This window comes from Herbaspirillum sp. Her4 (assembly GCF_057961335.1).
Genome location: NZ_CM176330.1, coordinates 1696061 through 1710661 on the forward strand (window position 1 = coordinate 1696061; position 14601 = coordinate 1710661).

The window sequence follows — 14601 nt, forward strand, 5'->3', positions numbered from 1 at the left end:
CGTAGCTGCTTTCGTCTTTTTTGTTTTCGTTAAATTCGAATACGGCAGGGGAGAAATCTATCCTGACGTCGGAACTGAAAATCGGGAAGGGACAGCGAAGCTGGAGAAATTGATCCGTCTTGATTATCCTCCAGGTAATCTGGCGGTTGCCCCAAATGGTCATGTCTATTTCAATTTCCATCCTATCGCGCGCGCAGGACGATTTACAAGTTCGACTGTATTTGAATGGGCAGACGTGTAATGACCCACTAAAAACCTGCTCAGTAGATAATCCTAAAAGGAAATCAAAATGAGCAAGGTCATGGAAGAAGAATTCAAGCGTTGGACAGCCAAGCGCAAAGCGGCGCTGGTGATGGAAATCATCCAGGGAAAGACGACAGTAGCGGAGGCCAGCCGGTCGTTTGATATCCCGCCTTCAGAGATCGAAGAATGGGTCGATGAAGGCCGCAAAGGGATGGAGAACGCCCTGCGTGCCAAGCCGCTGGATGTGAGAGAACAGTACGAGCGGCAACTCAAGGAGCTGCAGGAAGCCTATGGAGAAGCCATGCTGGAGCTGCGCGCCAGAAAAAAATTGGCGTCCCTGTTGGGCGAGGAAGACAAGTAATCGAGACCATCCGCCAGGGACTCAAACAAGACGGTTTCGATGTGGCTGTCAGCAAGATCTGTGCGTGGTTTGGGATTGCCAGGCGCAGCGCTTACTACAAGCCTGTGAAGGCCGAGCCCAAGGTGCAGGAGCGCTTTGTCGAACCGATTCGCAAGATGATCCTGGAAGAGCCGTCCTTCGGCTATCGTACGGTGGCTGGCCTGCTCGGGTTCAACAAGAACACGGTGCAGCGGATCTTCCAGATCAAAGGCTGGCAGGTCAAGAAGCGTCCAATTGGTTTCCGTCCCAGGGTGAAGGCCTTGCCGTCGGTAGCCACAGGACCAGACCAGCGCTGGGCTACTGATCTGTGTCGGATCTGGACAGGACGCGATGGCTGGGCGGTGTTGGCCCTGGTAATTGATTGCCACACGCGGGAATTACTGGGCTGGCATCTGTCGCGTTCGGGTAGGTCGAAGACGGCAGAGTCGGCCTTGGAGCAAGCGCTGATCGCGCGTTATGGCTCACTAGGTCGCGTGACGGCGCCGTTCTTGCTGCGCTCCGATAACGGCTTTGTCCGCGGTATCTTACTCCCGGGATGGTCCGGTGTCCTTCGCAAGAAAAAATGCGTCAGTCCCCCTCAGGCAACAACCCATGCTCCACCATCGCCCTGCGCGCCGTTTCCTCTCCGAACATGGTCAGAAACGCCCGCCCCGTCGCACCCGATGCAGTGCGCGCCCCCACTGCCCCCACATACACCGTGTAATTCTGAATGTCCGCCGGCAACGGCCCCACCAGCTTCGCACCCTTGACCAGCAGAATCTCGCTCTGCTGATGCAATGCCAGAGCCGCACTTCCATCCACCAGTTTTTCCGCCACCAGTCCACTAGGCACCAGCACTTCCTTGGCGTGCATCTGACCGGCGATGCCAAGCCGTTCAAACAATTTTTCCAGATAGATGCCGCTCGACCCGCCGGCCTTGGGATCGATCACTGCGACGGAAGGCGCGTCGAGCAAGGCCTTCCTGAATTGCGCCACGGTGGCGATGGGGGGCGAGGACGCGCCTTGCCTGACCGCCACGGCAATCCCCACCCGTGCAATCGGCCGCTCGCTGCCCAGATTCAGATAGCCGTCCTTGCCCAGTCCGCGCAACACGCCATCCGGTGCCACCACCACATCCGCCGCCACCCCCGATCGCACACGCTTGTCCACGACGCCGCCCGTGGCGTTGTCTACCGTGACGTGGATGCCGCTGCGCCGCTCGAAGTCGGCCGCCACCGTGCGCACGATGGGTGCGATGGCCCCGGCGGCGAGCACCCGGAGTTCGTCCGCACAAGCGGGCAGGGCAACGAAGGAAGAAAAAACGGAGAAGGTCGCAGCGAACAGCAGCGGAAGACGGAACGCACGCACGGTGACTCCAGGTGATGGAATACGGGGGACGGGAAAGTAGCGGCAGAAAAATACGTCGGCACCGATTATACGATGTGGCGTTGTCCCTGTAATTCGGTCTACCTCACATCGTTAATTTATAGAGGCTGCAGCCTGTCTAAACACGCGACGTGGACGGAGTTTCAGGGCCTTGTGCTGATAGCGTTCATCGCTTTGCTCGAAGGAAAAAGCCAGATGCATGGGCGCCGTCGGCGCATCGGGCTTTTCATGAAGTCGATGCAATTAAGCTTCATCGTATTTACCAACTACGCTGCCATATCGTTACTCTTTGGCGAGCACCCAGAACGCGCTGAGTAAGCTCAAGGTTAATTTCGTCAACGTGATTGGAAGAGTTACCGTCTCTCAGAGCCGCCGCAATCAAGATTCAATCTCTCCGTGCAGCGTTCGTCAACTTTCGATCAGTGCCTGATCGTCTCGGCGGACCGGTCAATTCGCGTTCTTCAGGTTTTGCTCGGTGGACTTCGCCTTGAGCTTTGAACCGAACTCGGCCAAGACATGATCAAGGCGAGACATCGCGTCTTCTCTTAGATGCTCGTCGGTCATTACCGTGGAGTAGACGCGCAACTCTACGGTACCCGCCTCGATGATATCTGTAGCAGTGATGAACGCCCATTTGTCTGACTGCTGCCGGTAACCGATGTACAACACATCTCGACCTCTAAGCTCTTTCAATCCCCCCGCCGCACCGTATCGCGACAGACCACTGGCTTTCATCGCCGAGTCAAGCCCATCCACCAGGTCGCCATAGCGCTTTGGATCAAGACGGATCTGCGCAAGGTGCGTAGGTAACTTCGTTTCTTGAGAGCAGCCGCTCATGGCCGCGGACAACAGCACGGCGGCTCCAAGGAAAAACTTGCCACTACTCATGCCGCATCCTCCCTTTCAAGTGCGGTTCAGTATGTCATGCTGAGACCATGAAAGGGTAAACCAGAAGGTGCTCCAGCAAATTACGGAATGCCGCGAAGGAAGATTTAAGAAGCTGCGCTCTGTGTTCAACTATGCGTGTATGCCCTTACGCGCATTGATCAAGGTGAAAAGGATGTTATCCCTTTGCATCCTGTCGATGTGAACTCACGGGCGAATACGTAGATACTTGTCTCTGTTGGTAACTGCTCTTCGATTGCCTCGAATTCATATACACCGGTAGAAACGGGTATAAAAGGAAGCTGCTGTTCCGCCACCAACTCATTTTCATTGTTCTTATCATGATGGTGGATCAGCCGAATGCAATGTTAGTTGCAAACACTCAAGAGGACGGTGGGAGCGCTTATTCACCCTCCCCAGTAAATTTTTTCCGTCCATCTGGGTCATCGCTCAACTACCACCATGACCATCTGCTACTAAAGGCTGTCTTGACACCGCCCCCGAATCCCAATCCCCAAACGCCCTTGACCGCATCCCCGCATCCACCAGATAAGCCTTGACCAGCTTCAACAACACCAGCCCCGCGGCGAACAGCATCACCATCAACGCCAACAGTACCGCCGCCTCGCCCCACGCCGACAGACCCGGAGAGGCCCACGGCCAGCGCACCTGCCTGGCCTGCGCCGAGCGGATCGCCGCAAAGCACAGCCATCCCAGCATCGGCACAAACGGCAGCACCGCACGCCAGCGCAAGGACATGGGGCCGCAGAACACCAGCCAATAGCTGAAGAGGCCCAGCGGCAGCACCCCATGGCGCAAGGCACTCACCAGCGCCCCCGGCGCATTCCCGCGTTGTCCGTGGACCATTCCGGTGTCCGACAGCGCCGCCAGGAAAACGCACACGATCAGCGTCGCCAGCATCGTCGATTTCCGCGGTGAATCAGGGAGCCCGCATCGTTCGCGCACCAGCAGATGCGCAAAGCATCCGCCACAGAGCAGCGCCGTCAGCAACGTCGTGCAGGCGGTGTAGGTGGACAGCGAACGCGCCGCCAGCGTGGCAGCCAGCAGCAGCACGCTGGCAGCGACAAGGCCGCCTTCCATCCCCAGCCGCACGCGGCGATGGATGGGGAGCACATGGACGTGCTCCGTCACGGCCGACGACCTGGGAAGGAGAAGCGCGGGCGCAAGCGGCATGAGGAAACTCCTCGTTGCCATGAAGTGGCGGTCAGGTGGGGGAGGGAAATCGGGCGAGGCAACATCCACCGAATTCTAATGGCCGCACTCGCAAAAGAAATCAGTCCGTTTGGACTGAAATGCCTGATGCAGGATGTAAATTTTTTCCAGCTGGAAGCGGTACGCAGGCGCGCCCAGTCCAATTGGACTGGTTCAATTCCGTGATCGTCTCACTTATAATTTTTTGCCCCATTTTCAGGGGAAGAGGCCCGGATTCGCGCCCTCATTTCACCGGCCGGCATGGGGGCTTGCCGGTCCTTGCTTCCTTATCTGTGGAACTCTCATCGTCTATGTTGTTGCTCACCGGAAGTACCGGATTCATCGGCGGCGCGCTGGCCGCTCGTCTCATCCGCACGCCACGCTGGGAGCGCTCGCTGTTCCTGGTCAGGTCGGCCAATCGCAACGAAGGGCGCGCGCGCCTGGCGGCCAACCTGCGCCTGCACGGCGTGAGCGAGGACGAACTGCAGCGCCTGTCGCCTGACCAGATCCTGTGCGGCGACCTCACCGGGGTGGAGCGCTGGATCGATGATCCGCGCCTGCTGCAGGTCAGCGATGTGGTGAACTCGGCGGCTCTGGCCTCCTTCGGCAGCCACCGCTCCATCTTCCCCACCAACGTCGACGGCGTGCTCGCCATGGCGCACGGCCTCTCGCGCGGACGCCCGCTGCGGCGCTTCATACAGATCGGGACAGGGATGTCCTGCGGACGCAATGCGCCGCGCCCGGTGTCGGAAGACTATTCTCCCGCCGATGACGTCGAGCACTACCTCGATTACACCGCCAGCAAGTACCAGGCCGAACAACGCCTGCGCACCGAACTGCCGGAGTTGCCGCTGGTCATCGCGCGGCCGTCCATCGTGGTCGGCCATACCGAACTCGGATGCGCCGCCTCGGGCAGCATCTACTGGGTCTTCCGCCTGGCGCGCGCCTTGCAGGCCTTCCCCTGCGAGCTGGACCAGAAGATCGACGTGATCCCGGTGGACTATTGCGCCGAAGCCCTGCACCTGCTGCTGGAAAAACCGACCCTGAAATACGCGGCCTACAACATCTCGTCCGGCCCCAATCACGCCTGCACCTTCGGCGAAATCGATGAAGCCATCAGCGTCGGCACCGGTGAGGAAAAGATGTCACGCTACCGCCAGACCCACTACGACAGCTTCCTGCAGATGCAGGACCGCTTCAAGGACCTGATCGGTCCCTGCAACAAGCGCATTGTGTTGAAGGCGATTCGTTCGTATGGCTATTTTGCGGCGGAGGAAGTGCTGTTCGACAACCAGCGCCTGATCGAGGAGGGCATGCGGCCTCCGCAGCCGCTCACCGATTACGTGACCCTGTGCGAACGCACCAGCAAGGATATCCTCATCGCGCAGCAGATGAAGTACGACTACAAGACCTGAGCCTTCCGCTCAGTCGTCGTCCTCAAGCGAGGCGAAAAATTCCCCAGGTTCAGCGGCATCACGCGGGCGCATCGAGCAGGATCTCGATGCGTTCCTTGCCGCGTCCGGTGTTCTTGCGTTTGAGTCGCAGTGTTCCCACTTCGGCGGTGGTGCGCGGATGCGTGCCGCCGCAGGCCATGCGCGCAAATCCTTCCACTTCCCAATAACGCCGGCCGGCGGCTTCATCGCTGAATGCGGTGACGATGGGTAATCCCGCCGCCACCAGCTCCTGCGCCGCCGCCTCGATGGCGGGGAACAGCGGCGCCAGGCTGGTGTCGCTGGCGAAGTCCACGCGCGCCTTGTCCATGGCGATGTGTGCGCCGATGCGTTCGATCCCCGGCCGCATCTGATAGACCAGCTGCAACACCATCTCGGCCGCAAAGTGCAGGCGCATCAGGCGATAGCGGCGTGCCCAGTCAATCTGCAGGTGAACCGCATCACCGACCCGCAGGCCATGTCCGGCTGGCAGCGTGTAGACGATGGTCTGGTCGCGCTTCTCGGCCTGCAGCACGGGATGGCCGCCCAGGGTGCCGGCATCGCTCTCCTGGCCACCGGAGAAGGCGAAGAAGATGGTCTGCGCGATTTGTACCTGATCATCTTCGACAACGGTGACGGTCGTGTCGAGTTCAGTCTGATAGGGGGCGGACCAGAATAACTTGTGCGTCATGTTGTCAGCGGGCAGGGATAGCAATAGATGATCAGCGGTAGCATCGGCAGGTCACGAGCCTGCCGATGCGTTCAAAAACGTGAGCAGAGATTCTACGATAAAGGCGGACTTCAGCTTCGCATCGCCTGCCTTACGCGGGATGCGCTTCCAGCAAGTCTTCAATCGCCGCAATATCCACCGCATCGCGCTGCCCCGGCCGCAGCAATTCATCCGCATAAGTCCGCCACAAGCCACTGTGCAGGAAGTAGCGGAACAACTGCGTATCCAGATGCTGTTCCCGGCACATCCTGGCCATGATGCGCAGCGATTCCGACAAGGTCTTGGCCGGCTTGTAAGGACGGTCCGCCGCCGTGAGTGCTTCGAACACATCGGCCAGCGCCATCACCCTGTCCTGCAAGGGCAGCCCGGATGCGCGCAGGCGGCGCGGATAGCCGGTGCCATCCATTTTTTCGTGATGATTGGCGGCGGTATCGGGCACGCTCTTGAGCGAATCCGGCCACGGCAGGCTCTTCAACATCACCAGCGTCTGCACGATGTGATTGTTGATGGCGAAGCGGTCTTCTTCGGTCAGCGTGCCGCGCCGCACGGTCAGGTTGTGCAGCTCGCCCATGTTCTGCCGGACCTGCGGCAGCTGCATGTCGAAGCCCAGCACATTGCGCGGGTCGCCGCGTTCAACCGGCGGCCGGTGTCCTTCTTCCCAGGCGACCTTGTGTTCCGGCTTGTCGGCCAGCAAGGTCTCGGTGCAGGGCAGTTCCTGCTGCATCTGTCCACCACGCGCCGCGGCGAGCCGCCGGCTTTCTTCATCGGCCAGGCCCAGGCTGTCATCGAAATGACGCTGCCAGGTCTGCATGGCGATCTGGCGCAGCCGCGCGATGGCGTCGTCCGACATGGCTTCGCCCCCGACATTGCATTGCGCGACAAAGGCAAAGTCCTCGCGCAGCTGATGCCGGCGGCGCTCCAGCTCTGCGCGCCAGGATTCGGCCCGGGCTGCAGGCAAGGTAGCGTAGAGCTCGCGCAGCAGGTCCAGTTCGGCATCGCGCCACAGCACTTCAAAACGCATGCGCACTTCGTGGATGCGGTTGTGGATCACCTCCAGCTTGGTCGCCTTGTCGACGATGTGTTCGGGACTGGTGACCTTGCCGCAATCGTGCAGCAGCGCCGCCAGCTGGAAGGCATAGCGCTGGTCCTCGTTGAGGGTGAAGCCGGCGTAGCGGCCTTCACTTTCCTGCGCCAGGCGGTCGACCAGCTGGATGGCCAGGTGCGGTACGCGTTCGCAATGGCCGCCGGTATAAGGACTCTTGGCATCGATGGCGTCAGCCATCAGGCGGATCAGGGATTCCAGCAGGGCCTTCTGCGCGGCGATCAGCTGGCGCGTCTCGATGGCCACCGCCAGCATGCCCGACAGACGCCGCGCAAAGGCCAGGAAGCGCGGATCCTCATGCACGCTGTCATGGGCATGCATCAGCACCAGCAAACCTTCGAGTGAACCGTTGCGGCCACGCAGATCCAGTTCCACGCGCATGCGGCCATCGTCGGTCGCGCGTGCGGCGATGTTGTCGGCAGCGCCTGCACCTGTGCCTTGTGCGTCATACGCCATGCTGTCGGTCAATCCGCATTGCTGGCCATAGGCTGCCGCGCGCTGCATCTGGCCGTCTTCGCGCTGCCACAGATAGACGGCACCGCCGTCGCAGCGCGTGGCCTGCACGAATTTCTCCAGCACCTGCTGCAGCATCTCTTCGACATGCGTTTCGGTACTGAGGATGGCGCTGATGTCGAGGAAGGCTTCTACCGTCAGGCTCACGTGGTCCACCATGTCGGTGAGCATGTTGATTTCGCGCAGGGTACTGCGCCGCCGGTCCTGCGTGCGGAAGTCGAAACGCGACATGCGTCCGGCCCGCACCGCCAGCCGCTCCATGCTGCGTCCGATGGCGCGCCCGGCCCACCAGCCCAGCGGCAGGAACGCCAGCACCACCAGGAAGGCCACCAGTACCAGGGTCTTGCGATTGCGGTCGAGCTGGCCCAGCAGTTCGTCGCCGGGCGCGGCAATGAGCAGCCTCAGTGCATGGCCATCGATGACGTCGAAGGGCAGCGACAAGCCCAGCCACTCACGCCCGTTCACGCTGTAGAGCGCGCTGGTCTCGCCGGCCAGCGCACGTGCGGAGAGACGTGACAGGCTCGGGACTTCCAGATCCTTGAGACTGCGGAAACGGAAACTCTCGCCCTCCTGTTCCAGTACGCGCGCCATGTCGCTGTAGGCAATCACGCGCTGGTGTTCGTCCACCAGTGCCAGTTCGCTGTTGGGCGTCAGGCGCAGGTTGCCGAGGCTGGCGGCGAGGTCGTCCAGCGTCATGTCGATGGCGACCACGGCCTCGCCGTCGCGCGCACGCTGCGAGAGGCTGATGCCGATCTGGCGCGTGGTGAAGAAGACGTAAGGGGCCGAGATGGAAGGGATGAGCGAGCGGTCCGCCGTGGCATACCAGGGGCGCGTGCGCGGATCGAAGAGATAGTCCGCCTCATCGCGCAGGGCCAGCAGTTTCAGTTCGGCATCATAGAAACGGTATTGCCCGTGCTGCGTGCCATCGGTATCGCGCACGATGCTTTGTACCAGGAAGGCCGATGCCGCCGGTGCCGAGAAGAAGGCGCGCTGCTCGGCGCCACGCAGCGAGCGCACCAGCAGGAAGTCGCCATTGGGGTAGCCCACGTAGACTGCGGACACCAGCGGATTGGCGACCAGGTCGATGGAGAAGGCGGCGATGCGCGTGAGACGCTCATCGAGTTGCGTGGCTTGCGTGATCGGATCGAAGGCCAGCTGGCGCAGCGTAGCCACGGCCGGATCGATGATGCGGCGCGAGCGTTCGGTCATGATGCGCCCGGCATCCTCGGCTGAGCGCTCGGCCATGTCCAGCAGCACCTGGCGCGCGCCCCACCAGCCTACCGAGACCAGCACCACGGCCAGCAGGACCATGCCCGCCATCACCAGGGCGGAAATGCCGAAGCGTACCGGCAAGCCAGGCACGGTGGCATCGTCGTCGGACGGATCAAACAAGGGGCGTTCTGGAAGGGGCATCGAGCACGCAGTGACTGGGTGACATGCAACGGAACCCGCGATGCCATCAGCGCCGCCCACCTCCGGCGCACAACGGGACACGGCCTCTTTTTTCTTCGGGCCAATATACCGGAATTACGTTGGGCCAGCAAAAAGCGGTCAAGTCACTGTCGGCGGCACTGCCGGGCATCGTGATGGCGTGACGCTCCTTGCCGGTGGCGACGCAGTAGCCGGGCGGAGCGGCCCTGCCGGGGCGGCCAAGCGGGCGATGCCTACAGAAAAACCACACATTTATCAACAGATACCTGCAAGATGTCGCATGTGGTGTACAATACGGCCTGTACTTGCATCAAGTTGTATTCTTGTTGGTTCCAATTCCGCCTGACTGTCGTTCCCTCCTCGGTCGTTCTGTTTTCTTTCCTTCGGTTTCAGTTCTTGGTTTCAAGTGCCTATCAGGCATCTGCCTTCATTCGTCCCAAACTTTTCCAAAGGAAACAAACATGAGCACTCAAACCGGCGTAGTCAAATGGTTCAACGATGCCAAGGGCTTCGGCTTCATCACTCCTGATGCTGGCGGCGCTGACGTCTTCGCGCACTTCCAGGACATCCAGTCCAACGGCTTCCGCAGCCTGTCGGAAAACCAGCGCGTGTCCTTCGACCGCGGTGTCGGCCCCAAGGGTGAAAAGGCCACCAACATCAAGGTCATCTAAGACCAAGATTTTCGCGCAAGCGAAGCAGAACATCCTCGCTGACCGCGCCTGAACGCCTTCGGAATTCCATACGCTCCAGAGGCCAGGCCGGCAGACTCCGCAGTCCTTTCATGTCGGCGCGATTTTTTCGCAGACTCTCACCTGGCAGATAGCCAGGGAGGGCCGGTACCGAAGGTCAGGGCAGCGCAGGACGTCGTTCCTGCCAGAGACTCAGCTGTGGCCGTGCAGATAGCGCGGGCAGGTGAACCACGAAGGCAGGAGCACGTCAGTCACGGCGCAAGCCGTGTAGCAAATAGTTAATTAATCGCTCGTAGAGCGTGACACCGGCCCGCACCAACGGCGGCCTCCGGACCACAACACGAACACCTGGATTGTGACCGCACCGGCCAGATAGACCGGGCAGGACACTCTCGCAGCACCTGGCAGATCGCCAGGGTCATGAGGGAATCCAGCGTTAATCAATGAACGGCCCATCTGGTTTCAGATGGGCTTTTTGCGTTCTGGAACCGATATAAATCATATAAATGGTTTATGTCGTCTGGCTGTGCGGACTGTCCAGCAGCTGCAAAGCCTGCGCCACCACCGCCTCCGGCGTGATGCCGAAATGCCGGTACAGCACATCCGCTGGCCCCGGCGCACCGAAGCCTGCCATGCCGACGAAGCCGCCGCGCGCGCCCAGATAGCGATCCCAGCCAAAGCGCACCGCCGCTTCCACCCCCACCCGGACCGTGTCCTCGCCCAGTACGGCGTCGCGATAGCGGCTGTCCTGCTGGTCGAACAATTCCCAGCACGGCAGCGATACCACGGCAGTGGCCACGCCCCGCGCTTCCAGCAGGTCGCGCGCAGCACAAGCGATGGCCACCTCCGAACCGGTGGCCAGCAAGCTCACCTGGCGCGGACCGCATTGCGCCTCTTCCAGCACATATCCCCCGCGCGCACTGAGATTGCTCACCTCGAAGCGCTTGCGCACCGGCGGCAGGCTCTGTCGTGCGAAGACCAGACTGACCGGTCCGCTGCGGTGCTGCATGGCGACTTCCCAGCATTCCACCGCCTCGCTGGCATCGGCCGGACGCATCACCAGCATGTTGGGCATGGCACGCAGCGAGGCCAGGATTTCCACCGGCTGGTGTGTCGGCCCGTTCTTGCCGATGCCGATGGAGTCGTGACTGAACACGAATTTCACCGGCAAGCCCATCAGCGCAGCCATGCGCATGGCCGGCCGTTCGTAGTCCGAGAAGGCCAGATAGGTCACGGCCAGCGGAATCACGCCGCCATGTGCGGCCATGCCATTGGCCATCGCACCCATCACGTGTTCGCGCACACCGCAGTGCACGTAGGCACCGCTGCGGTCGCTGGCGGTGAAGGCCTTGAGCGAACCCTTGTGCGCCGTGGGCGCTTCGAGATCGGCACAGCCCACCATGCGTTCCGGGATCACTTCGGCCAGCAGCTGATTGAGCGCGGCCGAGATCAGGATGCCACCCTGCGCCCGCGCAGGCTCGTGCGCGCTACGCTTGAATTGCAGCAACACCTCCTGCCATCCATCGGGCAAGTCACCCCGCAGGACACGTTCGAATTCGGCGCGCTGTGTGGGCGGCAGGGCCTGCAGGCGCTGATGCCAGGCGGCATGTTCATCGCGATTGCGTTGGCCGAAGTTGCGCCACGGCGCAAGGATGTCCTGCGGGATCTCGAAGGGCGCATGCGGCCATTGCAGCAGATCGCGTGCGGCTTGTGCATCCTCCGCATGGAGCCGTGCGCTGTGGCCGCCGCGCTGGCCCTGCACACGCGGGATGCCACGGCCGATGATGGTGCGGCAGGCGATCATCGAGGGACGGTCCGAGGCGCGTGCGGCATCGAGTGCGCGCGAGACCGCCTCGATGTCATGCCCGTCCACCTCCACCACGTGCCAGCCGGCTACGCGGAAACGCTCGGGCACGTTCTCGCTGATGGAGAGTTCGGTGGCGCCGTCATCGGTGATCTGGTTGTCGTCCCACAGCAGGGTCAGTTTGGCGAGGCGCAGATGGCCGGCCAGGGAAATCATTTCCTGTCCGATGCCTTCCTGCAGGCAGCCATCGCCGACGAAGGCGTAGGTGCGGTGATTGACGATGCCATCGCCGAAGCGCGCATTCAGGTAAGCCTCGGCCACCGCCATGCCGAAGGCATTGGCGATGCCCTGGCCGAGCGGGCCGGTGGTCACTTCGATACCAAGTTGCGGATCGTATTCCGGATGGCCGGCACAGTGCGAACCGAATTCACGGAAGTTGCGCACCTGCTCCAGCGAGATGTGTTCATAGCCGGTGAGGTAGAGCAGGCTGTAGAGCAGCATTGAGCCGTGGCCGTTGGAGAGCACCACGCGGTCGCGGTCCGGCCAGGTCGGATCGGCAGCGTGAAAGCGCAGGTGGCGGGCGTAGAGTGCGGTGGCGATCTCGGCCATGCCCAGCGGCACGCCTTGATGGCCTTCAGTGGCGCGCACGATGGCGTCGATGGAAAGAAAGCGGATGGCATGCGCCAGCGGCTGCAGGGGATGTGGGGTCATGACAGCAAGACGCATCTGCCCGGCAGAACAGGGCGATGCGTCAGTCTCCGTTGTAATGGTGGAGACTTATTCTTGGCGGTCGGTACGGGTGCAGGCAAGCGATGAAAATTCAGGCTTGGCTGAATTGGCGTCAAGTAGACGCAAGTTTCCCGCTCTCTTCACGCAACCACTGCAGGAACAACACCACCTCCGGCCGCGACTTGTTGCGTGCCGGACAAACCGCAAAGTGCTGCGTGATCTCCAGCGCCATGCCATTCGCAAACACCGGCTGCAGCCGTCCGCTGGCCAGATGCCCGGCACCGAAGGCATCGCTCTCGAAGACTACGCCCAATCCCTGTACCGCTGCTTCGATGCTCATCATGGCGCGGTCGAAGCGCAGGGCGATGCGTTCCGGACGCAGGTCCGGCGCGTAGCGGGCAAACCATTCCGGCCATTGCAGCAGGCTGCCGCGCGACTGGATCAGCGGGGCCAGCACCAGGTCTTCCGGGGTCTCGATGCGATGGCGCGCGAGAAAATCGGGACTGGCCATCGGGATCACCTGCTCCGACAACACCGGTTCGATTTCCAGATCCGGCCAGTGCGGTACGCCGCAGCGGATGTCCAGATCCACCTGCCCGATCTCGAAATCGGAAATTTCCGGCGAGGCCGACAAGCCGAAGGCGATCTCCGGATAGCACTGCGTAAAGCGTCCGATGCGCGGCATCAGCCACAGGCTCGCGAAGCTGGGGCTGGAATGGATCTGCAGCGAATTTTCCACGCCATGCCGCAAATCGTCGGTGGCCGAATTGATCGCCCCGAGCGCACCGGCCACGCGGTTGAGATAGCTCTGTCCTGCCGGCGTGAGCTCCACACCCTTGGTGGAACGCTCGAACAGGCGCAGCCCCAGCAGCTTTTCCAGACGCGCCACCTGGTGGCTGATGGCCGACGGCGTGAGATGCAATTCAGCCGCCGCAAGATTGAAACTCTTGCGGCGTGCGATCGCTTCGAAGGCCATCAGAGAGGTCAGTGGAGGAATCATGGTGTCTCGGTTTTTGGTCTTGTGAACGTTTCTGCTGCGTCACGGCATGCGCGGGCGCGGGCTCGCGGCCGATTTTAGCGCATCGATCCGGCAGATGAAGCTTCGTCACATTTTCATGACAAAGCATCACTTGTCGCAGCCGGATGAAAGTTCGAAGATCGCCGCCAGAACAACAGGGAGACATCCGTCCATGCGCGCTATCTGGCGCGGCATCCGCTCGCAGGAGGACTGCGCGGAGGTCTTCACCGTTGCTCATTCGCATGCCACTTTCAGGAGACCACACCATGCTGCTCAAGAATAAAGTTGCCGTCATTACCGGCGGTGCCGGGCTCAACGGCCTGGGATTTTCCACCGCGCGCCTGATGGCTGCGCAAGGCGCGCGCGTCGTCATCCTCGACCTTGAACGCGCCGAGCCTTCCACCGCTGCGGCCCGTCTGGGCGAGGGCCATCTCGGCCTGGTGGCCGACGTCACCGACAAGGCCTCCTGCGAGGCCGCAGCGCAAGCGATCCTGCAGCAGTTCGGCCGCATCGACATTCTGGTCAACAATGCCGGCATCACCCAGCCCGCCAAATTCCTCGACATCAGCGGCAAGGACTATGACCGCATCCTCGATGTCAGCCTGCGCGGCACGCTCTACATGTCGCAGGCAGTGCTGCCGGCCATGCGCGCGCAGCAGGGCGGTTCCATCGTCTGCATCTCCTCGGTCTCGGCCCAGCGCGGTGGCGGCATCCTGGGCGGTCCGCACTATTCGGCGGCCAAGGCCGGCGTGCTGGGGCTGGCGCGGGCCATGGCGCGCGAGTTCGGACCGGACGGCATCCGCGTCAATTGCGTCACGCCCGGCCTCATCTCGACCGACATCAACAAGGACATCCTCAGTGCCGAGAAGAAAGCCGAGATCGCCCAGACCATTCCCCTGGGCCGCCTGGGCGGGCCGGATGACGTGGGCGGCGTCTGCGTGTTCCTGGCCAGCGACCTGTCGCAGTACTGCACCGGCATCACGCTGGACGTCAACGGCGGCATGCTGATCCATTGAGTTGTTCACGCGCCGCTCGGTCGTGTGGCCCGGC

General features: G+C 61.8%; 11 protein-coding genes and 1 pseudogene. 5 read left to right on the forward strand and 7 right to left on the reverse strand.

Annotation, left to right across the window (positions count from 1 at the left end):
* The first annotated feature begins 289 nt into the window (after positions 1 to 289).
* Both ACWFUC_RS07775 and ACWFUC_RS07780 read left to right on the forward strand, forming a co-directional pair.
* Positions 290 to 604 carry a transposase gene (locus ACWFUC_RS07775; RefSeq protein WP_017455550.1) on the forward strand — a complete coding sequence of 105 codons (315 nt, stop codon included), beginning with the start codon at positions 290 to 292 and terminating at the stop codon, positions 602 to 604.
* A 155-nt stretch (positions 605 to 759) separates the two neighbouring features.
* Positions 760 to 1140, forward strand: a pseudogene (locus tag ACWFUC_RS07780) (DDE-type integrase/transposase/recombinase); the annotation flags it as partial.
* A gap of 70 nt (positions 1141 to 1210) precedes the next feature.
* Here ACWFUC_RS07780 and ACWFUC_RS07785 read toward each other — a convergent pair.
* The 3 genes from ACWFUC_RS07785 to ACWFUC_RS07795 all read right to left on the reverse strand — a co-directional run bounded on the left by ACWFUC_RS07785 (position 1211) and on the right by ACWFUC_RS07795 (position 4087).
* Positions 1211 to 1990: a molybdate ABC transporter substrate-binding protein gene (locus tag ACWFUC_RS07785; protein WP_489637551.1), complete on the reverse strand. Its 780-nt coding sequence runs from the start codon at positions 1988 to 1990 to the stop codon at positions 1211 to 1213.
* Between the two features lie 465 nt (positions 1991 to 2455).
* Positions 2456 to 2896 carry a hypothetical protein gene (locus tag ACWFUC_RS07790; protein WP_489637552.1) on the reverse strand — a complete coding sequence of 147 codons (441 nt, stop codon included), beginning with the start codon at positions 2894 to 2896 and terminating at the stop codon, positions 2456 to 2458.
* Between the two features lie 447 nt (positions 2897 to 3343).
* The gene (locus ACWFUC_RS07795) at positions 3344 to 4087 is read right to left on the reverse strand and encodes a hypothetical protein (RefSeq protein ID WP_489637553.1); all 744 of its coding nucleotides are present in this window, start codon (positions 4085 to 4087) and stop codon (positions 3344 to 3346) included.
* A gap of 329 nt (positions 4088 to 4416) precedes the next feature.
* On the opposite strand from ACWFUC_RS07795, the gene ACWFUC_RS07800 reads away from it, so the two are divergent.
* Positions 4417 to 5520 (forward strand): SDR family oxidoreductase, encoded by a 1104-nt coding sequence (locus tag ACWFUC_RS07800; protein WP_310840944.1) that lies wholly within the window; start codon positions 4417 to 4419, stop codon positions 5518 to 5520.
* A gap of 58 nt (positions 5521 to 5578) precedes the next feature.
* On the opposite strand, the gene ACWFUC_RS07805 is transcribed toward ACWFUC_RS07800, so the two are convergent.
* Complete coding sequence (locus ACWFUC_RS07805) at positions 5579 to 6226, reverse strand: alanyl-tRNA editing protein (RefSeq protein ID WP_489637554.1); 648 nt, start codon at positions 6224 to 6226, stop codon at positions 5579 to 5581.
* 130 nt (positions 6227 to 6356) lie between these two features.
* The gene (locus ACWFUC_RS07810; RefSeq protein WP_489637555.1) at positions 6357 to 9293 is read right to left on the reverse strand and encodes an HD domain-containing phosphohydrolase; all 2937 of its coding nucleotides are present in this window, start codon (positions 9291 to 9293) and stop codon (positions 6357 to 6359) included.
* A 479-nt stretch (positions 9294 to 9772) separates the two neighbouring features.
* Between ACWFUC_RS07810 and ACWFUC_RS07815 the strand changes: the two genes are divergently transcribed.
* Complete coding sequence (locus ACWFUC_RS07815; RefSeq protein ID WP_006461922.1) at positions 9773 to 9982, forward strand: cold-shock protein; 210 nt, start codon at positions 9773 to 9775, stop codon at positions 9980 to 9982.
* A gap of 529 nt (positions 9983 to 10511) precedes the next feature.
* Here the strand turns inward: ACWFUC_RS07815 and tkt are convergent.
* Together tkt and ACWFUC_RS07825 are read right to left on the reverse strand one after the other, a co-directional pair.
* Complete coding sequence (gene tkt, locus ACWFUC_RS07820; protein ID WP_489624561.1) at positions 10512 to 12515, reverse strand: transketolase; 2004 nt, start codon at positions 12513 to 12515, stop codon at positions 10512 to 10514.
* Between the two features lie 130 nt (positions 12516 to 12645).
* Positions 12646 to 13533, reverse strand: a complete 888-nt coding sequence (locus ACWFUC_RS07825; protein WP_489637556.1) for a LysR substrate-binding domain-containing protein — start codon at positions 13531 to 13533, stop codon at positions 12646 to 12648.
* A gap of 284 nt (positions 13534 to 13817) precedes the next feature.
* Between ACWFUC_RS07825 and ACWFUC_RS07830 the strand changes: the two genes are divergently transcribed.
* Positions 13818 to 14567, forward strand: coding sequence for an SDR family NAD(P)-dependent oxidoreductase (locus ACWFUC_RS07830; RefSeq protein WP_034331897.1), 750 nt, complete (start codon positions 13818 to 13820; stop codon positions 14565 to 14567).
* The last annotated feature ends 34 nt before the right edge of the window (positions 14568 to 14601 follow it).

Coding starts and splice junctions, on each gene's coding strand:
- ACWFUC_RS07825 (WP_489637556.1), bottom strand. CDS start 13,533: ATGATTCCTCCACTGACCTCTCTGATGGCCTTCGAAGCGATCGCACGC.
- ACWFUC_RS07800 (WP_310840944.1), top strand. CDS start 4,417: ATGTTGTTGCTCACCGGAAGTACCGGATTCATCGGCGGCGCGCTGGCC.
- ACWFUC_RS07830 (WP_034331897.1), top strand. CDS start 13,818: ATGCTGCTCAAGAATAAAGTTGCCGTCATTACCGGCGGTGCCGGGCTC.
- ACWFUC_RS07815 (WP_006461922.1), top strand. CDS start 9,773: ATGAGCACTCAAACCGGCGTAGTCAAATGGTTCAACGATGCCAAGGGC.
- ACWFUC_RS07805 (WP_489637554.1), bottom strand. CDS start 6,226: ATGACGCACAAGTTATTCTGGTCCGCCCCCTATCAGACTGAACTCGAC.
- tkt (WP_489624561.1), bottom strand. CDS start 12,515: ATGACCCCACATCCCCTGCAGCCGCTGGCGCATGCCATCCGCTTTCTT.
- ACWFUC_RS07795 (WP_489637553.1), bottom strand. CDS start 4,087: ATGCCGCTTGCGCCCGCGCTTCTCCTTCCCAGGTCGTCGGCCGTGACG.
- ACWFUC_RS07790 (WP_489637552.1), bottom strand. CDS start 2,896: ATGAGTAGTGGCAAGTTTTTCCTTGGAGCCGCCGTGCTGTTGTCCGCG.
- ACWFUC_RS07775 (WP_017455550.1), top strand. CDS start 290: ATGAGCAAGGTCATGGAAGAAGAATTCAAGCGTTGGACAGCCAAGCGC.
- ACWFUC_RS07810 (WP_489637555.1), bottom strand. CDS start 9,293: ATGCCCCTTCCAGAACGCCCCTTGTTTGATCCGTCCGACGACGATGCC.